The 23,897-nt window shown below is 69.7% G+C and carries 20 protein-coding genes and 1 tRNA gene; 9 read left to right on the top strand and 12 right to left on the bottom strand.

Annotated features, from left to right (window positions below; translation table 11 throughout):
- Window positions 1–78: 78 nt before the first annotated feature.
- Window positions 79–1,242, bottom strand: a complete 1,164-nt coding sequence (locus tag ML342_RS08275) for a murein hydrolase activator EnvC family protein (protein WP_240126643.1) — start codon at window positions 1,240–1,242, stop codon at window positions 79–81.
- A 50-nt stretch (window positions 1,243–1,292) separates the two neighbouring features.
- A complete protein-coding gene (gene gpmI / locus ML342_RS08280) occupies window positions 1,293–2,837 on the bottom strand; it encodes a 2,3-bisphosphoglycerate-independent phosphoglycerate mutase (RefSeq protein WP_240126568.1) in 1,545 nt (514 codons plus the stop codon).
- 106 nt (window positions 2,838–2,943) lie between these two features.
- Here gpmI and ML342_RS08285 point away from each other — a divergent pair, with 106 nt between their 5' ends.
- The 3 genes from ML342_RS08285 to ML342_RS08295 all read left to right on the top strand — a co-directional run bounded on the left by ML342_RS08285 (window position 2,944) and on the right by ML342_RS08295 (window position 5,866).
- A complete protein-coding gene (locus ML342_RS08285) occupies window positions 2,944–3,624 on the top strand; it encodes a DUF4097 family beta strand repeat-containing protein (RefSeq protein WP_240126569.1) in 681 nt (226 codons plus the stop codon).
- A 72-nt stretch (window positions 3,625–3,696) separates the two neighbouring features.
- A complete protein-coding gene (locus ML342_RS08290; protein ID WP_240126570.1) occupies window positions 3,697–5,421 on the top strand; it encodes a M28 family metallopeptidase in 1,725 nt (574 codons plus the stop codon).
- Between the two features lie 52 nt (window positions 5,422–5,473).
- Window positions 5,474–5,866 (top strand): MAPEG family protein, encoded by a 393-nt coding sequence (locus ML342_RS08295; RefSeq protein WP_240126571.1) that lies wholly within the window; start codon window positions 5,474–5,476, stop codon window positions 5,864–5,866.
- Window positions 5,867–6,046: 180 nt separating this feature from the next.
- On the opposite strand, the gene ML342_RS08300 is transcribed toward ML342_RS08295, so the two are convergent.
- From ML342_RS08300 to ML342_RS08325, 6 genes are all read right to left on the bottom strand, one after another.
- Window positions 6,047–7,150 (bottom strand): branched-chain amino acid aminotransferase, encoded by a 1,104-nt coding sequence (locus ML342_RS08300; RefSeq protein ID WP_240126572.1) that lies wholly within the window; start codon window positions 7,148–7,150, stop codon window positions 6,047–6,049.
- Between the two features lie 88 nt (window positions 7,151–7,238).
- Complete coding sequence (locus ML342_RS08305; RefSeq protein ID WP_240126573.1) at window positions 7,239–8,555, bottom strand: sensor histidine kinase; 1,317 nt, start codon at window positions 8,553–8,555, stop codon at window positions 7,239–7,241.
- Window positions 8,542–9,225: a response regulator transcription factor gene (locus tag ML342_RS08310; RefSeq protein ID WP_240126574.1), complete on the bottom strand. Its 684-nt coding sequence runs from the start codon at window positions 9,223–9,225 to the stop codon at window positions 8,542–8,544. The genes ML342_RS08305 and ML342_RS08310 overlap by 14 nt, the downstream gene beginning before the upstream one ends.
- Before the next feature lie 216 nt (window positions 9,226–9,441).
- Complete coding sequence (rimK, locus tag ML342_RS08315) at window positions 9,442–10,356, bottom strand: 30S ribosomal protein S6--L-glutamate ligase (RefSeq protein ID WP_240126575.1); 915 nt, start codon at window positions 10,354–10,356, stop codon at window positions 9,442–9,444.
- Between the two features lie 108 nt (window positions 10,357–10,464).
- Window positions 10,465–10,538: transfer RNA gene (locus tag ML342_RS08320), tRNA-Gly, on the bottom strand.
- A gap of 70 nt (window positions 10,539–10,608) precedes the next feature.
- Window positions 10,609–12,555, bottom strand: coding sequence for an autotransporter domain-containing protein (locus tag ML342_RS08325; RefSeq protein ID WP_240126576.1), 1,947 nt, complete (start codon window positions 12,553–12,555; stop codon window positions 10,609–10,611).
- A 205-nt stretch (window positions 12,556–12,760) separates the two neighbouring features.
- On the opposite strand from ML342_RS08325, the gene trmB reads away from it, so the two are divergent.
- Window positions 12,761–13,513 carry a tRNA (guanosine(46)-N7)-methyltransferase TrmB gene (trmB, locus tag ML342_RS08330; RefSeq protein WP_240126577.1) on the top strand — a complete coding sequence of 251 codons (753 nt, stop codon included), beginning with the start codon at window positions 12,761–12,763 and terminating at the stop codon, window positions 13,511–13,513.
- 56 nt (window positions 13,514–13,569) lie between these two features.
- Window positions 13,570–15,408: an SLC13 family permease gene (locus ML342_RS08335; RefSeq protein ID WP_240126578.1), complete on the top strand. Its 1,839-nt coding sequence runs from the start codon at window positions 13,570–13,572 to the stop codon at window positions 15,406–15,408.
- Here ML342_RS08335 and ML342_RS08340 read toward each other — a convergent pair.
- On the bottom strand, window positions 15,402–15,722 hold the full coding sequence (locus ML342_RS08340) for a Rieske (2Fe-2S) protein (protein WP_240126644.1): 321 nt from the start codon (window positions 15,720–15,722) through the stop codon (window positions 15,402–15,404). The genes ML342_RS08335 and ML342_RS08340 overlap by 7 nt on opposite strands.
- A gap of 117 nt (window positions 15,723–15,839) precedes the next feature.
- Here ML342_RS08340 and ML342_RS08345 point away from each other — a divergent pair, with 117 nt between their 5' ends.
- From ML342_RS08345 to ML342_RS08360, 4 genes are all read left to right on the top strand, one after another.
- A complete protein-coding gene (locus tag ML342_RS08345; protein WP_240126579.1) occupies window positions 15,840–16,118 on the top strand; it encodes a hypothetical protein in 279 nt (92 codons plus the stop codon).
- The gene (locus tag ML342_RS08350) at window positions 16,118–16,843 is read left to right on the top strand and encodes a fumarylacetoacetate hydrolase family protein (RefSeq protein WP_240126580.1); all 726 of its coding nucleotides are present in this window, start codon (window positions 16,118–16,120) and stop codon (window positions 16,841–16,843) included. Before ML342_RS08345 ends, ML342_RS08350 begins: the two co-directional genes overlap by 1 nt.
- Window positions 16,844–16,877: 34 nt before the next feature.
- Complete coding sequence (gene mscL, locus ML342_RS08355; RefSeq protein WP_240126581.1) at window positions 16,878–17,282, top strand: large-conductance mechanosensitive channel protein MscL; 405 nt, start codon at window positions 16,878–16,880, stop codon at window positions 17,280–17,282.
- Window positions 17,283–17,351: 69 nt separating this feature from the next.
- Window positions 17,352–18,776, top strand: a complete 1,425-nt coding sequence (locus ML342_RS08360; RefSeq protein ID WP_240126582.1) for a M28 family peptidase — start codon at window positions 17,352–17,354, stop codon at window positions 18,774–18,776.
- A gap of 6 nt (window positions 18,777–18,782) precedes the next feature.
- Here ML342_RS08360 and ML342_RS08365 read toward each other — a convergent pair whose 3' ends face one another.
- Genes ML342_RS08365 through ML342_RS08375 form a run of 3 tightly spaced genes read right to left on the bottom strand, consistent with a single transcriptional unit; the run spans window position 18,783 to window position 23,725 of the window.
- A complete protein-coding gene (locus tag ML342_RS08365; RefSeq protein WP_439655187.1) occupies window positions 18,783–19,568 on the bottom strand; it encodes a TrmH family RNA methyltransferase in 786 nt (261 codons plus the stop codon).
- Entirely contained in the window at window positions 19,516–22,650 is a 3,135-nt protein-coding gene (locus ML342_RS08370; protein WP_240126583.1) for an efflux RND transporter permease subunit, read from the bottom strand. The genes ML342_RS08365 and ML342_RS08370 overlap by 53 nt, the downstream gene beginning before the upstream one ends.
- Window positions 22,651–22,654: 4 nt before the next feature.
- Window positions 22,655–23,725 carry an efflux RND transporter periplasmic adaptor subunit gene (locus tag ML342_RS08375; protein ID WP_240126584.1) on the bottom strand — a complete coding sequence of 357 codons (1,071 nt, stop codon included), beginning with the start codon at window positions 23,723–23,725 and terminating at the stop codon, window positions 22,655–22,657.
- Window positions 23,726–23,897: the final 172 nt, after the last annotated feature.

The following is a 23,897-nucleotide window of genomic DNA, read 5'->3' on the forward strand; positions in this document are numbered from 1 at the left end:
GAATGGGGGGTGTCTTCGATCCGCTGCCGCGGGTGTGATCCCACGATCTTGCCTGTGAATCAGGCAAACGGCACGCCCTCATGGCCTGCTCAGCCAGGCCGCGGGATCCACCGGAGCGCCGTTGCGGCGCAGCTCGAAATACAGAGCGGGCATCGCCTGCCCGCCAGAGGTGCCGACGGTAGCGACCGGATCACCCCGCCTGACCTTGTCTCCCGGGCTGCGCAGCAGGCTGTCGTTGTGGGCATACAGGCTCATGTAGCCATTGCCATGGTCGATGATGAGGATATTGCCGTAGCCGGTCATCCAATCGGCGAACACGACGGTGCCGTCGGCCACCGCCTTCACCGGGGTTCCGGCACCGGCGGCGATCAGCACGCCATCGCTGCGGCGGCCGTCCGGCAGCCGCCCGGCATAGCCAGCCAGCAGGCCGCCGGCCACCGGCCAGCTCGCGCCTCCTACCTGCGGGCGTCTGCTCGTGGACGGCGGCGGCGATGGTTTCGTCCTGCCGGCAAGACGCGCCTGACGCTCGGCCTCGGCCTTGGCCCGCGCCGCGCTGGCGGCTGCCGCACGCAGCTGCGCCAATAGTTGCTGAAGTGCGCGGGCATCCTGTCCCAGCGCCTGTTCGCGTGCGCTGCGATCTTTGTACTGCCGGTCGAGCTCGGCCAGCAGCTCCGCCCGCTGCTGGCGCGCCTGCTGCAGTTGCGCCAGCTGGCGCGCCTGCTGCTGACGCGCCGCATCCAGCGCTTGCTGGCGCTGGGTGATCTCAGCCGCCTGTGTCTGCAGCTGGTCGATTTCCTCGCGCAACTGGCGCATACGCGCGCTCTGCGCCCGTTGCAGGTAACCCTGGTAGATCAGCTCGCGCTCGGCCTCTGCGATCCGGTCCTGCGCCAGCAACGCTTTCAGCGCCGGCGCATCGCCCGCCGCCTGCGCCGCGCGCAGCAGACGCGCCAGCTCGTCCCGACGCGCAGCGAGCGCCTGCTGATGCTGCGCATGCTCCGTCTGCACACGCGCCAGCGCCGCGCCATCCTGCTGCAGCTGCGTCTGGGTGCGCTGCAAATCGCGCTGCAGGGCCTCGATCCGTCGCTCGACCTCACGCAGGCGCTGCGCGACCTGGCCGCGCTGGCCCTCCAGTTGCCGCCGCTGCGCCGCCACCTGGCGCAGCTCGCCGCGCACGTCTTGCAGCCGGCGCTCCGCCTCCCGGGCGTCTTTCACCTCCTGCGCCAGGGCGCTTGCCGTCAACACTCCGCACAGGAGCGCGCACGGGAAGATCGCGCGGGCGACGACATGGCGCATCAGATCGGAAGCAGCAGGCTGGTTCCGGTCATCTCCGCTGGCTGCGGCAGTTGCATCAGATCGAGCAAAGTCGGCGCCACGTCGCGCAGGGCGCCGCCTTCACGCAGACGGGCCGGGCGCTCGCCCACGTACACCAGCGGCACCGGGCCGACCGTATGCGCGGTATGCGGCTGGCCGGTCTGCGGGTCGCGCATCATTTCCAGATTGCCGTGGTCGGCGGTGATGATGAGTGCGCCGCCGGCCGCGCGCACCGCCGCCGTGATCCGCCCGATCGCCGCATCCACCGCTTCGGCAGCGCGGATCGCCGCTTCCAGAACGCCGCTGTGGCCGACCATGTCGGGATTGGCGATGTTGCAGACGATCGCATCGAAACGCCCGCCGGCGATCGCCTCCACCAGCCGCTCGGTCAGCTCCGGGCAGCTCATCTCCGGCTGCAGGTCGTAGGTGGCCACTTTCGGGCTGGGGATGAGGATGCGCTCCTCGCCGGGGAACGGGGCCTCGCGCCCACCGCTGAAGAAGAAGGTGACGTGCGCGTATTTCTCGGTCTCGGCGATGCGCAGCTGGGTCAGCCCGTGTGCGGAGATGACCTCGCCGAACGTCTGGCGCAGATCGTCCGGCGGAAACGCCACCGCGGCGAGCAGCGTGGCGTCGTATTCGGTCAAGCAGACGAACCGTGAAAGCGCCGGACGCCGCGCGGCGAATCCGGCGAATGCGGGGTCCACGAACGCGGCGGTGAGCTGACGCGCGCGATCGGCGCGGAAGTTCATGAACACCACCGCATCGCCGTCACGCATCGGCTCGGCACCCTCCAGCACGGTGGGCGCGACGAACTCATCGGTCTCGCCGCGGGCATAGGCGGCGTCCAGCGCCGCCAGCGCATCACCGGCGCGGTATTCGGCGCGCGCCTCGACGATCGCCTCCCACGCGCGTTGCACGCGGTCCCAGCGCTTGTCGCGATCCATCGCGAAATAGCGGCCGCCGAGGCTGGCGATGTGCGCATTGCCGAGCCGCGCGCACAGCGCCTGCAAGGCCTCGAGGCTGGCGCGCGCCGACTGCGGCGGGGTATCGCGGCCATCCAGGAAGGCATGCACGGCGACGCGCGACACGCCGGCGCGCTGGGCCAGTTCCAGCATCGCGAAAATGTGCCGCTCGTGGCTGTGCACGCCGCCGGGCGAGAGCAGCCCCAGCACGTGCAGGGTGCCGCCGTCGGCCTTGGCCGCGGCGCAGGCGGCGGTGAGCTCGGGATTGGCGAAGAAGCTGCCGTCCTCGATCGCCGCATCCACCCGGGTCAGGTCCTGATAGACGATGCGGCCGGCGCCGAGGTTCATGTGGCCGACCTCGGAGTTGCCCATCTGCCCGTCCGGCAACCCGACGTACTTGCCTTCGGTGTGGATCAGCGTGTGCGGACAGCTTGCCAGCAGACCGCGCCAGTTCGGCAGTTCGGCCAGGGCCAGCGCGTTGTCCGCGGTCTCCTCGCGGTGGCCCCAGCCATCCAGGATCAGCAGGACGACGGGCCGGGGGCGCGGGGCGGCGGCAGTGGACACGGGGCACTCCGGGGAAGTTCGAACGGATGCGTGATTGTAGCGGCGTGTAAACCCTGCGCCTTGCCGCTGCATCCCAACCGGCACGTCCACACGGCCGGGAGGCCCGATGAAACCCCTGTTGCTCTGCACGTTCCTGCTCGCCTCCGGCGTGGCGCTCGCCGCCCCGCAGGCGCAACCCCCGCTGCGCGACATCGACAAGGTCAACGGCGGCATCGTCGCGGAGGCCTGGCAGGCCTACGGCCGGCTGGAAACGGTGAACGGCGGCATCACCCTCGGCCGCGGCGCCCGCGCCAGTGACGTAGAAACCGTGAACGGCGGGATCGATGCCGGCGACGATGTCGTCCTGCGCAGCGCCTCCACCGTCAACGGCGGCATCCGCTTCGGCCAGCGCGGCCGCATCGACGGCGACCTGGAGACCGTCAATGGCGGCATCACCCTCGACCGCGGCAGCGTGGTGCGCGGCAAGGTGAGCACCGTCAACGGCGGAATCGGCCTGCAGGCCAGCACGATCGAAGGCCGGGTGGAAACCGTGACCGGCGACATCACCGTGGGCAGCGGCTCGCGAGTGGTCGGCGGCATCCTGGTGGAAAAGCCGAAGGGCACGCTGCACGGGCTGTTCGGCAAGCCCAAGATCCCGCGCATCGTGATCGGCCCGGAGGCAGTGGTCGAAGGCCCGATGGTGTTCGAACGCGAGGTGAAGCTGTACGTGCATGCCAGCGCCCGCATCGGCAGCGTCACCGGCGCCAGCGTGGTGCGCTACAGCGGCGAGCGCCCGCCGGCGGACTGACGGCGGCGGCGCGGCCGGCGTGGACGGGCCGCGCTGCTAGGATGATGGAACCCTGATCCTGGAGTTCCACCGATGCGCCCGCTGCTCCTGCTGCTCTGCCTTGCCCTGTGCGCCTGCGGCCAGAACGCGACCGCGCCGGCGACGGACGCGGCATCGGACACCGCGGCGCCAGCCAGCACGCCCCACGCCGGCGATCATGCCTTCCAGCCCGCCATCGATGCGGCCGACTTTGCCGCTCACGTGCAGCAACTGGCCTCGGACGCCTTCGGCGGTCGCGGCCCCGGCACCCCGGGCGAACAGAAGACGGTGGAATACATCAAGTCGCAGTTCGCACGCATCGGCCTGCAACCCGGCAATGGCGAGCACTGGTTCCAGACGGTGCCGATGGTGCGCAGCGTGGCCGATCCTTCCACGGTGCTGCATCTTACGATCGGCGACCACCGCCAGGATCTCGCGTTCGGCACCGACATGGTGGTCGGCACCCGCAGCGGGAAGTCGCACGTGGAGCTCACCGACAGCCCGCTGGTGTTCGTCGGCTACGGGATCAACGCCCCGGAGCGCGGCTGGAACGACTATGCCGGCATCGACGTGCGCGGCAAGACGGTGGTGATGCTGATCAACGACCCCGGCTTCGCCACCGGCGATCCGCGCCTGTTCGACGGCAAGCGGATGACCTACTACGGACGCTGGACCTACAAGTTCGAGGAGGCCGCGCGCCAGGGCGCCGCCGCGGCGCTGATCATTCATGACACGCCCGGGGCCTCGTACGGCTGGGACGTGGTGCGCAATTCCTGGTCGGGCCCGCAGTACGACTTGCCGGTGTCGGCCGATCCCTCGCCACGGCTGCCGGTGCAGGGCTGGATCACCGGTCACGCCGCGCAGGCCCTGTTTTCGGCCGCCGGGCTGGATCTGGCCAAGCTGCGCGCGGCCGCCGCCAAACCCGGATTCAAGCCGGTGGATCTTCCCGCGAGCGCCTCGTTGAGCCTCGACAGCACGATCAGCACGGCGCAGTCGCGCAATGTGCTCGGCCTGCTGCCCGGCCGCGAGGCCGCCGACGAGGCAATCGTGTACATGGCGCACTGGGATCACCTCGGCACCCACGACGGCGAGCCCGGCGACAACATCTACAACGGCGCGGTGGACAACGCGACCGGCGTGGCCGCGCTGCTGGAGCTGGCGGAGGCGTTCCGGCATGCGCCGACGCCACCGAAGCGGTCGATCCTGTTCCTGGCGGTGACCCTCGAGGAATCCGGCCTGCTCGGCTCGCAATATTACGTCACCCATCCGGTGATCCCGCTGGCCAAGACCGTGGCCGTGTTCAACATCGATGCGCTGGCGCCGATCGGCAAGGCCCGCGACATCACCGTGGTCGGCAAGGGCAACTCGCAACTGGAGGACCTGCTGGCGCAAGCGGTGCGCGCGCAGGGGCGGCATCTCAGCGAAGAGTCCAATCCCGCGGCCGGCTTCTATTTCCGCTCCGATCACTTCAACTTCGCCAAGGCCGGCGTGCCGGCGCTGTACATCGATAGCGGCGAGGATCTGCTGGCCGGCGGGCGCGCCGCGGGCGAAGCCGCCAACCGCGACTACACCCTGCACCGCTACCACACCCCGGCCGACCAATACGATCCGGCGACCTGGAAGCTGGACGGCATCGTGCAGGACCTGGACGCGCTGTATGCGGTAGGCGCGGGCCTGACCAACAGCGGCCAATGGCCGACCTGGCGCGCAGGCAGCCCGTTCAAGGCCGCGCGCGATGCGCAGCGCCCGCCTGCCGCCGCTGCCATGCCCAGGCAATGAGCGAACGGCTTCGGGCTAGACTCCCGGCATCCAACCACCGGGAGCCCTGCCCATGTTCATCGCCTATTGCTGCGTCCTGATCGCCGCCTGCCTGCCTTACTGCTGGGCCGTCATCGCCAAGACCAGCGCGCCCGGATACAACAACAAGGACCCGCGCGGCTGGATCGCACGCCAGGACAACTACCGGGTACGCAACGCCTACAACGCCCACCTCAACGCCTTCGAGGCCTTCCCGGCCTTCGCCGCGGCGGTGCTGATGGCGCAGTTCGCGCAGGTGACGCCGCAGCACGTGGCCTGGCTGGCGCTGGCATTCGTCGGCTTGCGCGTGCTGCACGGGATTTTCTATATCGCATCCATCCCGCTGCTGCGCAGCCTGTGCTGGCTGGGGGGCTTTGTCTGCGTACTCACGCTAATGGTGCTAGCCGCCGCCAACGTCGGCGGCTAGACCAAGACCTGCAGCCAGCGCCATGTTTAGCTTTCACTCCAGGACTGCGCTGGCCCTGTAATCGAAAGCGAAGTCGAAAGGCAACGGACGCACGCCGCGCCAGGCCGAGTTCGGCCTGTGGCGGTGCATGGCTGCCTATGCGTCGTAGCGGTGTAGCGCCGCCGCCAACGACACGCGCCTTCAGCGCAGGCGCACCATCCAACCGTGGCGGTCGGGCGCCCGCCCGTACTGAATGTCGGTCAGCTCGCGGCGCAGCGCCAGGGTCACCTCGCCGATCGGCGCATCGAGATCGCCCACCGCAAAGCCCTTGCCTTTGAGCTGACCGATCGGGGTCACCACCGCGGCGGTGCCGCAGGCGAATACTTCTCTGATCTCACCCGAGGATACGCCTTCGATCCATTCGTCGATTGCGATCTTGCGTTCCTCTACCTGCATTCCGCGGTCGCGCGCCAGTTGCAGGAGGCTGGAACGGGTGACGCCTTCGAGAATGCTGCCCGATAGCGCCGGGGTGACGAGGCGGCCATCGCGGTAGACCAGGAACACGTTCATGCCGCCGAGTTCCTCGATGTAGCGGCCCTCCACCGGATCCAGGAACAGCACCTGCGAGCAGCCGTTGGCATAGGCCTCCTGCTGTGGCAGCAGGGAAGCGGCGTAGTTGCCGCCGCACTTGGCCGCGCCGGTGCCGCCCTTGGCCGCGCGCGCGTAATCCTGCGACAGCCAGATCGCCACCGGGGCCATGCCCTTGGCGAAATAAGCACCGGCGGGGCTGGCGATCACGTAGTAGGCCGCCGCCCGCGCCGGACGCACCCCGAGAAAGGCCTCGGTGGCGATCATGAACGGACGCAGATACAGGCTGCTCTCCGGCTGCGAGGGCACCCAGCCGTGATCGACCGCGATCAGCTGTCGCAGCGACTCGACGAACTCCGCCACCGGCAGCGGCGGCAGCGCCAGCCGCGCCGCCGAGCGCTGCAAGCGCGCGCCGTTGGCCTCGGGGCGGAAGGTCCAGATCGAGCCGTCGGCATGCCGGTAGGCCTTGATCCCTTCGAAGATCTCCTGTCCGTAGTGAAACACCGCCGCGGCCGGGTCCAGCGTCAGCGGGCCGTAAGCGCGCACCTGGGCGTCGTGCCAGCCGCGCGCCTCGTCCCAGTGAATGGCCACCATGTGGTCGGTGAAGAGGCGGCCGAAACCGAGCTCGCCGGCAAGCAGCGCCTCGCGCTGCGCATCGCTGCGGGCATGGTCGGAGAGGATGACCTGATAGGCCAGCGGCGCGGCAGCAGTGTTCATGCAGGGCTCCTTGCAAGCGAAATGCGCATTATGCCGCCGAAGCCGCGCTCAGCCGAAATCGCGGTAATACATCACCTGCGCGGGCAGATCAGCCGAAGCGCAGGGTCGCCACCACGCCGCGCTCCTCGCCGGGCCGCACTTCGACATCCCAGCCGTACAGCGCGCACAGGCGGCGCACGATCGACAACCCGATGCCACCGCCCTGGGAATGCCCGGCGTGGGTGCCGCGGTAGCCGCGCTCGAACAGGCGCGCGGCGTCCTCGGCGCTGAGGCCGGGGCCGGAGTCGCGCACTTCCACCGCCTGCGGCAGCACCCGCACCACCACCTCGCCGCTGGGGGTGTACTTCACCGCGTTGCCGATCAGGTTGCCCAGCGCCACCGCCAGCGCCGATTCCGGCACCTCCAGGCGCAGGCTGGGCTGGCCCTCCAGCTTCAGCTCCACCGGCTTGCCGCCGAGATGGGCGCGATGGCTCTCCAGCAACTGCTGCGCCACCTTGGCCACATCGCATTGGCCGACCGCGCGCTCGTTGCGGGAGAGCAGCAGCAGCGCGCCGATCAGGTCACTGCACTGCTGCTCGGCACGCTGGATGCGCAGCAGGCGTGCGCGGGTGCGCTCGTCGAGATCGGGCTTGGCCAGCAACAGCTCGACCGCGCCGCGGATCACCGCCAGCGGGGTGCGCAGTTCGTGGCTGACATCTGCGTTGAACTCGCGGTCGCGCTGCACCACCTCGGTGAGCCGCGCGGCGTAGTCATCCAGCGCGCGCGCCAACTCGCCCACCTCGTCATCCGCAAAATCCGGCGCCAGCGCCTCCGGATCGGAGCTGTTGCCCGAACGCCGCAGCCGGCGCGCCAGCTCCGACACCGGCGCCATCACGCGCGAGGCCGACCACCAGCCCAGCAGCAGCGACAGCAGCGAGAACAGGATCACCGCGCCCCAGATCGTGCGCTTGAACTGCTCCTGCCCGTGCGCCGCCTGGGTCATGTCGTAGGCGAGGAAGAACCACGCGTCCGGCGTCTTGCGCACCGCCAGCTTGTAGGAGAACGGCGCACCGTCTTCGTCGCGGCCGACGATGGTGTGGATGCCGTCGCCCAGCCGGTACCAGTCCGGCTGCTCGCGGCGCAGCGCCTCGAAATTGCCCGGCGCCACCACCCGCCCGCGCATCTGCTGGACCGGTAGCGTCACGTTGCCCGGATCGGCGTAGAAGCGGCGCGCGTACTCGTCGATGTTCTGGTTCATCATGTCTTCCACCAGCTGGTTCTCGACGCGATCGCGCGTCCAGTTGGTGGCGAATGCGAACAGCACCGTCAGGCCGGTGCCGAGCAGCATGAAGGTGACGATGATGCGGGTGCGCAGCCGCCGCCGGCCGCGCGGCCGGGGCGTCGCGGAAGGATCAGCCGTCGGCATCGGGGGCTGCGATCCGGTAGCCGATGCCATGGCGGGTCTGGATCATGGGTTTGGCGAAGGGTTTGTCCACCGCCGCGCGCAGGCCGTGGATGTGCACCCGCAGCGAGTCCGAATCCGGCAGTTCCTCGCCCCACACCCGGTTTTCGAGCTCCTGCCGGGTCACCACCGCCGGCGAGGCTTCCATCAGCGCCTGCAGGATCTTCAGCGCGGTCGGGTTGAGCTGGATCGACCGCCCCTCGCGGCGCACTTCCAGGGTGTCGAGGTTGTATTCGAGCTCGCCCACGGTCAGCACCCGCGCCGTCGCTCCACGGCCTCGCCGCGCCAGCGCATTGAGACGCACGTTCACTTCCTGCAGCGCGAACGGCTTGATCAGGTAATCGTCGGCGCCGGACTCGAAGCCGGCCAGCTTGTTGTCCAGCGAATCGCGCGCGGTCAGCATCAGCACCGGAGTCTGCTTGCGCGCCTCGTTGCGTAGCTTGCGGCAGACGTCGAGCCCGTCCATTCCCGGCAGGTTCAGATCCAGCACGATGGCATCGAAGTCGTGCACCACCGCCAGGTGCAAACCGGTGACGCCGTCCGCGGCGAAATCCACCGTGTGCCCGCAGTCCTCGAGGTAATCCCCGAGGTTGGCGGCGATGTCGGGATTGTCTTCGATGACCAGTACGCGCATGTGTCTCGTCTCCAGGAGGCGGCAGCCCCGGCTATGACCGGCCAGATCCGCGCCGGTTCCCGGATTCTTGCACAGCCGCCGCGCGGCAGATGGATCTTGCAACGGCAACAAAATGCCCGGACGGGAAAACCCGCCCGGGCCAAGAGTCTCATCGCCCTGAAGTGCCAGCCGAGGGGGAAGCGCAGCAAGCACGGGCAAATGGTGCGCGCAGGGCGATTAAGAATCCGTCAAATTGCCGTTGCACTTGTGTTGCAGCTCGCAGGCGCGCCCCACCACATAGTCGATCACGGCGCCCGCCACGTCGATCCCGGTCGCCCGCTCGATGCCCTCCAGCCCCGGCGAGGAATTGACCTCCAGCACCAGCGGCCCGCGCCGGCTGCGGATCAGGTCCACCCCGGCCACGCCCAGCCCGAGCAGGCGGGCTGCCCGTACCGCGGTCTGGATCTCGGCGCGGCTCGGACGTATCGGCCTGGCGCTGCCACCGCGATGCAGATTGGAACGGAAGTCGCCCTTGGGCGCTTGCCGGCGCATGGCGGCCACTACCTTCTCGCCCACTACGAAGCAGCGCAGGTCGGCGCCTTTGGCCTCGGCGATGAACTCCTGCACCAGGAAGTTGGCGTACAGCCCGCGCAGGGTTTCGATCGCTGCCCGCGAGGACGAGAGCTTCTCGGTCAGCATCACGCCTGCGCCCTGGGTGCCCTCGTTGAGCTTGATGACATGCGGCGGTGGACCCAGCATCGCCAGCAGATCGGCGGTATCGTCCGGATTGTCGCCGAACACCGTCACCGGCAAATCGATACCCGCCGCGGCCAGCACCTGGTGGCAGCGCAGTTTGTCGCGCGCGCGTGCGATCGCCGCTGCGCTGTTGGGACTGTAGCTGCCCATCAGCTCGAACTGACGCAGCACGGCGCAGCCGTAGCGGGTAATCGACGCGCCGATGCGCGGCACCACCGCGCCATAGCCGGCGATCGGCTTGCCCTTGTAGCGCATCGCAAAGCCGTCATGACCGATGCGCAGGTAGCAGCGCAGCGGATCGAGCACGCGCACGCTGTGGCCGCGCTCCCGCGCGGCTTCGACCAGCCTCCGGGTGGAATACAGCTTGCCGTTGCGGGACAGGATCGCGAGTTTCATGGGAATGCCAGTGAGGGACTTCCGATCATTGTCCTTGCCGCCACCCCCAACACAAAGGGCGGCACCCGGAAGGATGCCGCCCTGATATTGCAGGAACTGCGGAAAAGTTGGAGCGGGTGATGGGAATCGAACCCACGTTAGCAGCTTGGGAAGCTGCAGTTCTACCATTGAACTACACCCGCGCGGGGCGCAAGTCTATGCTGGCTCGCGGCCGGGATGCAACGCATGCCCCCGGCCGGCGAGGGGGATCGGTCAGAACGAACCGCCCAGGGTCACATAGAAGCTGGCGTTGCTGCCGCTGCTCTGGCCGACGGTGACGTTGGCGGCAGTGGTCAGATCCAGCCCGCCGATCTTGTTGCGCAGGCCGACGGTGAACGTGCCGTAAGTGCGGTCGAACGCCAGCCCCGGCACCGCATACGGCAGCGAGCCGGTCAGCGACAGCGATTGCGCCCACACCTGCTCGGCCGGCTTCTTGTACTCATGATCACCAGTCAGGCGCACGAACGGCTGCACATGGTCGTTGATGGCGTAGCTGGCCTGCCAGCCGGCACTGCCGATCAGCGAATCGCCCTTCTGCTTCATGTAGGCCAGCGCGCTGGACTGGTTGCTGTCCTCGGCGTAGCCATCCACGCGGATGGTCTGCGACAGCAGGCTGACCAGCGGGCCGTGCTCCCATTTACCGTGCTTGAAGGTCCAGCCGGCGCTGGCGCCCACGCTCAGATTGGTGCCATCCGGGGAGCCGTGGTGGATGCGCACGGCCTGGCCGAGGTTGACCTGGCGATCCACCTTGTAGCCGAGCTTGGTCCAGCTGACCTGACCGTTGACCCACAGCCCGTCGCTGGTCCAGCCGACGAAGCCGCCGACGCTGGCGTCGGTCTGGCGGAAGCTGCCGCGATCGAAGCCGAAATCGATGTCCTGGCGACCATAGCCGGCGAACGCGCCGTACAGCAGGTGGCCGCTGCGCCAGCCAACCCCAAACGCGCCGGTGCCGCCGAAGCCGTCGAAACCATGCGACTTGACGAAGCGCTGCTGGTCGCCGCGGATGTCGGCCCACCAGCGCATGCCGTCGCCTTCGTGCATCGCCATGCCGGCGACCGCCGCATCCACGCCCACCGCGCGCGCGCGCCCGATCGTTCCCGCCGAATGCGGCAGCACCGCGATGCTGCGCGGACCATCGATCATCGCAATCGCCAGATCCCCCAGCGCCTTGTGCGCAGCCGAGGTCGGATGCACGCCATCGGCAAACAGATAGGTGTTGGCGCCGTTCGGCACGGTCGAGGCCGGATTGCAGAACAACGAGGAGCCACCCGCCGGCGCCGGCTGGGGCAGGCAGGCCTTGCCGGTGACGTTGGTCAAGCCATAGGTGCTCGGACTGGCCACCACTTCCTGCAGGAAGTGGAAGGTATCGACCGGAATCACGTGCAGGCCGGCGCTGGCCAACCCGCTGTACAGCCCGCCGTTATAGGCGGTGGACAGGGCGGTGCCGAGCGCGATGCCAGCGGCACCGCCGGCGGCCGCATCCGGGGTCAGGCCGACGTCCGGGATCGTCGGCACCAGGATATAGCGGGCGCCGGCCTGGGTCATGGCCCCGATCAGGCTGATCTGGCTGCCGACCGCAGGCCCGATGATCGCCTGCGCCGCGGCATTGCCGGCCGCCTGCGCCTGCGCGGCGGTACCTCCGCCGAGCAACACATTCGTATAGGCGGTCTGATAGGCGCCGGTCGCGGCAAAAATGTCGTTGGCGCCGCCCCAGACCGTATACAGGGCATTGGGATCGACCTTGTTGCCATTCGCGGCCAAGTACGCTTGATACTGCGCAGTCAAAGACGGGGTGTACCCGAGAGGACCGCTGACGTTGGTGGCGATGCGCGCACCGCCGACCGCCCAGTTGCTGCCGCTGCCCGGGGTCGGAGTGGTGGTGGTATTGCCGGTCCAGGCGGGATTGGCGTTGCCGCCGTAGTAGCTGGACAGGTAATCCGCCCACAAATAGCCGGGATTGGTGGTGAAACGTCCGATGATGGCGCCGTTGGGGCCGATCAGGTTGATCAACGTCGGCCGGAAATAGCCGCCATCGGTCAGACTGTCGCCGAAAAAGACCGTCTGCGAGAACGGCGACTTCGGCGCGCTCTGTGCAAATGCCGGCACCGCGGCGAGAGCCAGGGCGGCGGTGAGCAGGGTCCTGCGAAGTGAACGTTTCATGGGCATCCTCTCGTGTCGGATAAGGATAAGGTGGACGTTGCGATAGACGAACCCCGGCAGCCATCGAGACCTGCCGCAAGCCGTACGCCTGCGAATGGCAGCGATGGTTTCATGAAATCATAACGCGCTCACGCTGCAGCGCATCACGCCATGCCCGCCAGCGGCGACAATAGGCGCCGCCTCGTTTCCTGCATGGGAGCCCACCTTGACCGAGTCTGATCCCCATCCGCACGCGAAAGCGCCGCCCAAGCCCTTCACCGTCACCGAAGGTCAGCGCAAGGTGCGCAGCTTCGTCCTGCGCCAGGGCCGCTTCACCGAGGCCCAGCAACGCGCTTTCGATGTCCTCTGGCCACGCTATGGGCTCGATTACACGGGCGCGTTGCGGGATTTCGACGCCGCCTTCGGCCGCCGCGCGCCGCGCATCCTGGAAATCGGCTTCGGCAATGGGGAGGCGCTGCGCTACTCGGCAGCCCGCGACCCGGCGCGCGATCACATCGGCATCGAAGTGCATGCCCCGGGGGTCGGCCGCCTGCTCAATGCGCTGGCTGCAGACGGGGCCTGCAATGTCCGTGTCTATCACCACGATGCGGTGGAAGTGCTCGAACACGAAATCGCGGACGCGGCGCTGGACGAGGTGCGCATCTATTTTCCCGATCCCTGGCACAAGAAACGCCACCACAAGCGGCGCCTGGTGAACCCTGCCTTCGCCGCGCTGCTGGCGCGCAAGCTGACCGTCGGCGGCCGTCTGCACCTGGCCACCGACTGGCAGGACTATGCCGAGCAGATGTGGGACGTGCTGGATTCGACGCCTGGGCTGATCAACCGCGCCGGCCCGCGCGGCCATGTGCCGCGCCCAGACTGGCGGCCGCAGACCCACTTCGAGGCGCGCGGCCTGCGTCTGGGCCACGGCGTCTGGGATCTGCTGTACGACCGCGTCGCCCTCCACGGCGCGGGCTGACACGCGCGCAAAACGCGCTACTCTGCCCGCGTCCTCGCCGCTGTAGCCAGTTCGGAATGGATACCAGCCTCGTCCTCACCAACGACATGCTCTGGGTGCTGGGGCTGGTGGCGTTCGCGATGGCCATGTTCCTGTTCGAGCGCATCCGCGCCGACGTGGTCTCGCTGGTGGTGCTGGTGGCGCTGGGGCTGACCGGGCTGGTGGCCCCGGAAGACCTGTTCGGCGGGTTTTCCTCGGACGCGGTGATCAATGTGATGGCGACCATGGTCCTGGGCGCTGGACTGGACCGTACCGGCGCGCTCAACCGCCTGGCCGGCTGGCTGCTGCGGCGCGCGCACGGGATCGAACGCCGGCTGGTGCTGCTGGCCTCGGCGGTGGCCGGGCTGAACTCGGCGATCATCCCCAACACCTCGGCGACCGCGCTGTACCTGCCGGTGGCCTCGCGCCTGACCGCGCGCACCGGCATCAGCCTGTCGCGCCTGCTGATGCCGATGTCGGCGGCGATCATCATGGGCGGCAGTCTGACCATGGTCGGCAACTCGCCGCTGATCCTGCTCAACGACCTGCTGGTCTCGGCCAACGCCAGCATGCCCTCCGGCGCGGCGGCGCTGTCTCCGCTGAAAATGTTCGCGCCACTGCCGATCGGCCTGGTCCTGTTGGCGACGTCGCTGGCCTACTTCCACTTCTTCGGAGATCGCGTCCTGCGCGAGAGCGGCGACGAGGCGGTGACTCCGGCGCGCACCCAGAGCTATTTCGCGCGCACCTATGGTCTGGAAGGCGACGTATTCGAGCTCACCGTCACCGCCGACAGCCCGCTGGTGGGCATGAGCGTGGGCGATGCCGAAGCGCTGGTGGACATGCCGCTGCTGCTGGCGCTGCGCACTGGCGAGGAATCGCGGCTGGCACCGCCGGCCGACTCACGCATCTGGGTGGGTAGCGTGCTCGGCGTGATGGGTCCGCGCGAGCAGATCGCCGATTTCGCGCAAAAGAACTTCCTGCGCCTGTCCTCGCGCCTGCGCGTGTTCGCCGACCTGTTCAACCCGGCGCGCGCCGGCATTTCCGAGGCGGTGATCCCACCGACCTCCAACTTCATCGGGAAATCGCAAGCCCAGTTGCGTCTGCGCAAGCAGTTCGGGCTGAGCCTGCTGGCGATCAACCGCGATGGCAAGGTGCTGCGCGAGGATGTGCGCAACGTGCCGCTGCAAGCCGGCGACATGCTGGTGCTGCACAGCGTCTGGACCGACCTCACCGAGGCCGCGCGCAGCCGCGATTTCGTGGTGGTCACCGACTATCCGAAGGATGAGCAGCGCCCGCACAAGTTCAAGATCGCGATGGCGATCTTCGCGCTGTCGATGCTGCTGGCGCTGTCCTCGCGCATCCCGACCTCGATCGCGCTGATGACCGGTGTGGTGGGAATGCTGGTAGCCGGGGTGCTCAAGATCGACGAGGCCTATGCCGCGATCAGCTGGAAGACGGTGTTCCTGATCGCCTGCCTGATCCCGCTGGGCTGGGCGATGGATTCCAGCGGCGCCGCGGCGTGGGTCGCCGGGCACAGCATCGAGCGCCTGCCGCAGGGAATGCCGCCGTGGCTGGTCGAGATCGCGCTGGCCCTGCTCACCACCGCGTTCTCGATGGTCATCAGCCACGTCGGCGCCACCATCGTGCTGGTGCCGCTGGCGATCAACCTCGCGCTGGCGGTGAACGGCAACCCCACCGCGTTCGCGCTGATCGTCGCGCTGTCGGCCTCCAACAACTTCATCACCGCCTCCAACCCGTCGGTGTCGATGATCACCGGGCCGGCCGGCTACAGCGTGCGCGACATGTGGCGCTCGGGCGGGCCGCTGACCCTGCTGTATACCGGGGTGATCGTGGCGATGGTCAACCTGCTCTACTGATCCGCGGGCGCCGCGCCCAGCCACACCCGGCCGTCCGCGCAATGCACCGGCACCGCGCGCAGCGACTCGCCGCGGCAGGGGCCGGCCACGCAGCAGCCATCCGCCAGTGCGAAGCTGGCCCCATGCACCGCGCACACCAGCTCGCCAGCCTTGCCACGCAGGAACTGCCCCGGCGCGTAATCCAGCCGCCGCCCGGCATGCGGGCACACGTTCAGCCAGGCGCGCACGCTGCCATCGGAGGCGCGGTGCAGGATCAACGCTGCGACTTCACCTTCCAGCATCGTCTCCACGGCCAGCAGGCCATCGCGGGGCATCTCGTCCAGCACGGCCAACACCGTCCCGTCGTTTAACGAACTGCTCACACCTGCCCCGCCGGTTCTGCCGATACTGCCGACATTGTGTCATGACCCTGTCACGTTCAGGATTACGCCATGTCGTTTTTCCAGCATTCCGCCTTCCTGCGCCTGCGCACCCTGGTGTCCGGCACCCCGCGCCGCCCGCGCCATCCGCTGCTGCGGCTCGTGCTGGGACTGCTCGGGATCGCCCTGCTGCTGGCGCTGCTGGCGGTCGGACTGGTCGTGGGCCTGGCGATGCTGCTCGGCGGCCAGCTGCTGCGCCTGTTCACGCGCCCGGGCAAGCCGGCGCGCGGGCGCGGACGCATCCTCGAAGGCGATTACCGGGTGGTGGGCAAGCCGTCGCTGGCGCGCTGATGGATCTGATCCCCGCCGCGGCCGCGCCGCGCATTCCCGTCCGCGACCGCCACGGCCACGCGCTGGGCGAGTTCCCGGTGCGCCGCATCTACTGCGTGGGCCGCAACTTCGCCGACCATGCGCGCGAGATGGGCGCCAGCGTGCCGGCCTCGAAGGCCGAACGCGGCACCCCGGTGTTCTTCATGAAGCCGGCGGATGCCATCGTCACCGACGGCGTGGTGCCCTACCCGCCCGGCACCGCCGATCTCCACCACGAGGTCGAGCTGGTGGTCGCACTCGGCCGCGACGCCCCGGCGGGCTTGCTGCCAGTGGAAGACGCCGCGGCGCTGGTCTTCGGCTACGCCATCGGGCTGGACCTGACCCGCCGCGATCTGCAGGCGGCGGCCAAGGCCAAGGGTCTGCCGTGGGATACCGGCAAGGGCTTCGACCATTCCGCCCCGGTTTCCGCGCTGCTGCCGGCCGCCGATGTCGGCGCGCTCGCCCCGCTGGAACTGTCGCTGGAAGTCAACGGCCAGCGCCGCCAGGCCGCGACGCTGGACCAGCTGATCTGGAACGTGCCCGAGATCCTGCACGAACTGTCGAAGCTCTACGCCCTGCGCGCCGGCGACCTGGTGTTCATGGGCACCCCGGCCGGGGTGGCCGCGCTGCACCCGGGCGATGCCTTCCGCGCCCGTCTCGCCGACCTGCTGACGCTGGAAGGCCGGATCACGCCGCCGGCCGGGTAAGCTTGCCACCAACGCCACTCTGGAGAGAGCACCGATGGGGATGATGACCGAGTTCCGGGAATTCGCGATGCGCGGCAACGTGATCGACCTCGCCGTCGGCGTGGTCATCGGCGGCGCGTTCGGCAAGATCGTGTCGGCGCTGGTGGACAAGGTGATCATGCCGCCGATCGGGCTGCTGGTCGGCGGGGTGGATTTCTCCAAGCTGGCGATCACCCTGCAGGCCGCGCACGCCGGTCCGGACGGCAAGGAGATCCCCGCGGTGGTGCTGGCCTACGGCGAGTTCCTCAACGCGGTCATCCAGTTCGTCATCATCGCGTTCGCGATCTTCCTGCTGGTCAAGGGCATCAACCGCCTGCACAAGAAGCCGGCCGATGCCCCGGCGGCGACGCCGGAGGACATCCTGCTGCTGCGCGAGATCCGCGACGCGCTGAAGAAATAACTTCCGGCACGGGCCGGCCCGCGTGCGCGCCGCCTAGACTCCGGGCTTTCCCGTCGCCGGAGCCTGCCGATGCGCACCACCGTCCTTGCCGCCGCACTCGCCCTGCTGGTGGCGGCCCCGCTGCATGCCGCCCAGCCCACCCGCATCCCTGATGCCGCGCTCGCGCGCGCCGCGCAGCTGCAGGCGCAGGCGCTGCGCGACGACACCGGCTGGAAGGTGGTGGAAGCGCTGACCACCGAGGTCGGCCCGCGCCTGGCCGGTAGCGAAGCCGATGCGCGCGCGGTGGAATGGGCCAAGGCCCGGTTCAAGGCGCTGGGCTTCGACCGGGTGTGGACCGAGCCGGTGACGTTCCCGAAATGGGAGCGCCGCAGCGAATCGGCGCAGGTGCTGGGCGCGCACGCGCAACCGCTGCACGTCACCGCGCTGGGCGGCAGCCCCGGCGGCACGGTCGCGGGCGAAGTGGTGCGCTTCGATTCGCTGGAGGCACTGCAGCAGGCCGCGACCGGCTCGCTGGCCGGCAAGATCGCCTTCGTGGACGTGCCGATGCCGCGCAGCCGCAGCGGCGAAGGCTACGGCCAGGTGGGGTCGAAGATCCGCGGTGCCGGCCCGTCGGCGGCCGCGCGCGCCGGCGCGATCGGCTACCTGATGCGCTCGGCCGGCACCGACATGCACCGCAACCCGCACACCGGCATCAGCCGCTTCCAGCCCGGGCTGACGCCGATCCCGATGGCCGCGCTGTCGCTGCCGGACGCCGACCAGCTGGCGCGCCTGGTCGCGCTCGGCCCGACCCGGGTGCAGCTGGCGCTGGACTGCGGCTGGAACGGCGAATACACCTCGCAGAACGTGATTGGCGAGATCACCGGGCGCAGCAAGCCGGACGAGGTGGTGGTGATCGGCGGCCACCTGGATTCCTGGGATCTGGGCACCGGCGCGATCGACGACGGCGCAGGCATCGCCATCACCATGGCTGCCGGCCACCTGATCGCCCAGCTGCCGAAGGCGCAGCGCCCGGCGCGCAGCATCCGGGTGGTCGCGTTCGCCAACGAGGAGCAGGGCCTGTGGGGCGGGCGCGCCTATGCCGAGGCGCACAAGGGGAAGCTGCGGCAGCACCAGATTGGCGCGGAGAGCGACTTCGGCGCGGGGCGCATCTACGCCTTCAGCGCCAAGGTTCCTGCATATGCGCAGGGCGCGCTGGCGCAGATCGCCCAGGCGCTGGCGCCGCTGGGAATCGTCGCGCGCGAGGCTGGCGAAGGCTGCGGCCCGGACCTGTCGCCTTTCCACGCCCTCGGCATGGCCTGCGCCAGCCTGGCCCAGGACGGCACCGACTACTTCGACTACCACCACACCCCGGACGACACCCTCGACAAAATCGCGCCGGCCGATCTGGCGCAGAACGTGGCCGCCTACGTCACCTTCGCCTACCTGGCGGCGGACGCGGACGGCGACTTCGGCAGCGCGCCGAAGCCGGAGGCCGCCGCGCAGGCGGGCAAGTAAGGGCACTCAGGCCGCGCGCGCGGCCCACTGCGCCAGCAGCACCGCGGTGGCGGCGGCCACGTTCAGGCTCTCCACCGCGCCGCTGCCGGGGATCGACAGCCGCAGGTCGCAGGTCGCGGCCAGCGCCGGCGACATGCCCGGGCCTTCCGCGCCCAGTACGTACACCAGGCGCAAAGGCAGCGGCGTGCAGAACAGATCGTCACCGCCGCGCACCACGGTGGCCGCGAGCTGGAACCCGGCCCCGCGCAGCTGCGCGAGGCTGTCGTCCTCGTGCCCCAACCGCACCAGCGGCACCGCCTCGGCGCCGCCTTCGGCCACCCGCGCGGCGGCGCCCGAGAGCGCCAGCGTGGAGTGCTTGGGCAGCAGCAGCGCGGCGACCCCGAAGTGCGCGGCGCTGCGCAGGATCGCGCCAAGGTTGTGCGGATTGCCAACCCCGTCCAGCCACAGCACGCACTGCGGGCCGGGCGGCAGGTCGCGCAGCCAGGACGACAGCGGCCGCGGCTCCTCGCGCAGCACGTCGGCGACTACGCCCTCGTGGTGCGCGCTGGCGGCCAGCTTGTGCAGATCCGCTTCCGCCACCACGCGGTAGCCGATGCGGTGGGCGACGCACCACTTCAGCAATGGCTTGAGTTGCGGAATCCGAGCCTCGGCCAGATATAGCTTGCGCAGCGCCTGCGGCCGCCGCGCGAACACCGCGCGCACCGCGTTCAGGCCATAGATCCGCAGCTCGGCGTCGCGATTACGCATGGCCACCCGCCTGCGGGGTCTGGGCCTCGAGCATCTCCAGCGTATGCGCCAGCGCCTCGGGTGAGCGCGTGTAGCGTGCCAGCGCGGCGTAGAACGCCGGCACCACGAACAGCGACAGCAGGGTGGAGAACGCCACGCCGAAGATCACCACGATGCCGATCGCGGCGCGGCTGGCGGAACCGGGGCCGCCGAACACCACCAGCGGCACCGCGCCCATCACGGTGGCGATCGAGGTCATCAGGATCGGGCGCAGGCGCACGCCGGCGGCCTCGATGATGGCGTCGTGGACGCTGCGGCCCTCGTCGCGCAGCTGGTTGGCGAACTCCACGATCAGGATGCCGTTCTTCGCGGCCAGGCCCACCAGCATCACGATCCCGATCTGCGAGAACAGGTTGAGCGTGCCGCCGGTGACCCACAGCCCGAGCAGCGCGCCGAGCACGCCCAGCGGCACCGTGAGCATGATCACCAGCGGGTGCAGGAAGCTCTCGAACTGCGCCGCCAGCGCGAGGTACACGATCAGCAGCGCCAGCGCGAAGGTCACCAGCACCTCGCCGCCGGACTGCTGCAGCTCGCGCGATTCGCCCTTCCACGAGACCTGCGCGTAGTCCGGCAGGTTGTCGCGCGCGGTCTGCTGCGCCCAGGCCACCGCCTCGCCCAGCGGATAGCCGGGCGCCAGGCGCGCGCTCAGGGTGATCGAGCGCAGGCGGTTGAAGCGGTTGAGCGTGCCCGGCTCCGCGATTTCCTTCAGGGTGACGAGGTTGGACAGCGGCACCAGGCTGCCGTCGCGCGCGCGCACCTGCAGCGACTGCAGCGCGGCCACCGAATCGCGGCCGCCGCGATCCGCCTGCAGCATCACGTCGTATTCCTCACCGTTGTCCACGAAGGTGGTGGCGCGGATGCCGCCCATCATGGTCTGCAGCGCGCTGCCGATCGCCGCCACCGGCACCCCGAGGTCGGCGGCGCGCGCCTTGTCCACGATCACCCGCATCTGCGGGCGGGTTTCCTTGTAATCCGAATCCGGGCCGAGGAAGCCGGGGTTGGCGGCCATCTTCGCCAGCATGATGTCGCGCCACTGCGCGAGTTCCTTGTAGTCCGGCCCGCCCAGCACCAGCTGGAACGGCTGCCCGCGGCTACGCACCAGGCCGCCGCCGGCCATCGTGCGCACGCGCACGCCGGGCAGGCCGCTGAACTTCTTCTCCAGCTCGCCGGCCAGCTCCACCGTGCTCTTGTCGCGCCTGTCCCAAGGCTGCAGGAACACGATCGCGCGCCCGGTGTGCATCTCCTCGCTGGGGCCGAAGCTGCCGGGCACGCGCGGGTTGGCGCGCAGGATGGGTTTGTCCGGGCCGGTCAGGCCAGCCAGGATCGCCTCGACCTGCTGCATCTGCTTGACGGTGTAATCGAAGCCCGCGCCCTCCGGGCCTTCCACCATCAGCTGGAACGCGCCGCGGTCCTCGGTCGGGGCCAGCTCGCTGGGCAGCATCCTGAACAACAGCACCAGCGCCACCACCGCCGCCAGCATCAGCATCGCGAACAGCCCGATCCTGTGCACGTGGCGCGCCAGCACGCCGCGGTAGCCCGCGGCCAGGCGCTGGAAGCGGGCATTGATCCACTCGCTGACGCGGTTGCCGTGCACCGCGTGCGGCCCGGTATGCGGGCGCAGCAGCTGGCTGGCCATCATCGGGGTGAGGGTGAGCGCGACGAACGCGGAAATGGCCACCGCCGCCGCCAGCGCCACCGACAGCTCGCGGAACAGGCGGCCGGTATTGCCCTGCAGGAAGCCCACCGGCAGGAACACCGCCACCAGCACCGCGGTGGTGGCCAGCACCGCGAACGCCACCTGCGCGGTGCCGCGGCGGGCCGCGACCAGCGCCGGCTCGCCCAGGTCCACCCGGCGCTGGATGTTCTCCACCACCACGATGGCATCGTCCACCACCAGCCCGATGCAGAGCACCAGCGCCAGCAGGGTGAGCAGGTTGATCGAGAATCCGAACGCGTACAGCGCGATGAACGCGGCGATCACGCACACCGGCACCGTCACCGCCGGGATCAGCGCCGCGCGCACGCTGCCGAGGAACAGCCAGATCACTACCAGCACCAGCACGATCGCCTCCAGCAGGGTCTCGTACACCCGCGCCACCGCGGCCGAGATGAAGGTGGTGCTGTCGTAGGCAACGTAGATGTCGGTGCCCTTGGGCAGGGTCGGGCGGATGCGGTCGGCCTCGGCCTTGGCTTCGTCCGCGACTTCCAGGCTGTTGGCGGTGGAGGTCTTGACGATGCCGATGCCCAGCGCCGGCTCACCGTTGCTGTGGTACCAGGCGCGGCGTTCGGCCGACTCCAGCGCCACCCGCGCTACGTCGCCCAGGCGCACCACGTAGCCATCACGTCCCTTGCCCAGCGGCAGCTCGGCGAACTGCCCGGGGCTGGTGTAGTCGCGCGCCACCCGCAGGATGAAATCGCGGTCGGCCGATTCGATCCGGCCCGCGCCCAGCTCCACGTTCTCCGCGCGCAGCGCGCCCTCCACGTCGGCCGCGGTCAGGCCGCGCGCGGCCAGCTTGTCGCCGTCCAGCCACACCCGCATCGCATAGCGCTGGCTGCCACCCAGCAGCACCCGCGCCACGCCCTGCAGGCTGGAGAAGCGATCGACCAGGTAGCGCTGCGCGTAGTCCGACATCTGCATCTGGTCCATCGTGGTGGAGCGCAGGTTGAGCCAGATGATGGCGTCGGAGTCGGCCTCGACCTTGCTGATCTCGGGCGGGCGTGCCTCGGGCGGGATGCGGTCGGCGACCCGGCTCACCGCGTTGCGCACGTCGTTGGCCGCGGCCTCGATGTCGCGGCTGGGGTAGAACTCGATGCTGATCCGCGAGCTGCCGTTCTGGCTGCTGGAGTCGATGGTGTTGATGCCCTCGATCCCGGCCAGCGCATCCTCCAGCGGCTTGGTGATGCGGGTTTCGACCACCCCCGCGGACGCGCCGGGATATTCCACCTGCACCGAGACGATCGGCGGGTCGATCGCCGGCAGCTCGCGCAGGGTCAGGCGCAGGAACGACATCACCCCGAGCACGATCAGCAGCAGGCTCATCACCACGGCCAGCACCGGGCGTTTGATCGACAGGTCGGACAGCTTCATGGCGTCACTTCGCCGCCGCGGCGGGGGCGCTGGCCGGCGCGACCGGCGTGATCTTCGCGCCCGGCTGCAGCTTGCCGGTGCCCTGGGTGACGATGCGCTCGCCCGCCGCGATGCCCTGCTTCAGCATCACCCAACCGGGGATGCGGCCGCCCACCACCACGTCGGCCTTCTCCACGCTGTCATCCTCCTTCACCCGCCAGACGAAGGTCTCGGTGCCCACCTGCTGCACCGCCAGCTCCGGCACCACCAGCGCCGGGCGGGTGGCGCGCACCAGGGTGACCTCGACCAGCATGCCCGGCTTCAGCAGGCGCTCGGGGTTGGCGAACTCGCCGCGCACGGTGGCGGCGCGGGTCGCCGCTTCCAGCCGCGCCGACACGGTGGCGACCCGGCCTGGAAAGCTGCGCCCCGGCCAGGCGCTGGCGCGGCCTTCCAGCGCCTGCCCCGGCACGACCCCGGCCAGCTCGGTCTCGGGCACCGGAAAGTCCACGAACACGCGGGAAATATCGTCGAGGGTGGCGATCGCCGTGCCCGGCGTCACCAGCGCGCCGGGGCTGACCTGGCGGATGCCCAGCACCCCGGAGAACGGCGCGCGGATGACCCGGTCCGCGAGGTTGGCGCGGATCTGCGCCACCTGCGCCTGCGCCGCATCGCGGTTGGCGCGCGCGGTGTCCAGCGCGGAGCGCGCCACCAGCTGCTGCCCGGCCAGCTGTTCCAGCCGCCGGTACTGGGCCTCGGCGTCCCGCGCCTGCGCCTGCGCAGAGGCCAGCGCCGCCTGCTGCTGCTGGCCGGTCAGGGTCACCAGCGGCGCGCCCTTGGCCACCTCCTGCCCGCTCTCGAAGTGCACGGCCTGCACGGTTTCGCTGACCTTGGCGGTGACCGTCACCGCCTCGCGCGCGCGCACGGTGCCCAGCGCGCGCAGGGTGTCCTGCCAGTCGCGCAGCGCTACCGTCTGCACCTCCACCGCCTGCGGCGCATTGCCGCGGCCACCGCCCTGCGGGGCCGCCGGCTTGCCGCAGGCGGCCAGCAGCAGGCACAGGCAGGAGAGAGGGGCGGCGCGGACGAGGAACGCTGGCATGCACGGGCTCGCTGAGGGGGACCTTGCGATTCTAGGCGTCTCCCATGATGGCGCCTGTGCCATCGGCTGGGGTAAGCGCTGGAATCCGCGGAGCGCCATGCTTACGCCTGCGCTCCCGGCACGGATGCAGGCAGCGACCAACCCCGACCAGCCTAGATGCAGGAATGCCGGC

It is taken from the genome of Thermomonas alba (assembly GCF_022419205.1).
Classification (GTDB): Bacteria; Pseudomonadota; Gammaproteobacteria; order Xanthomonadales; family Xanthomonadaceae; genus Thermomonas; species Thermomonas alba.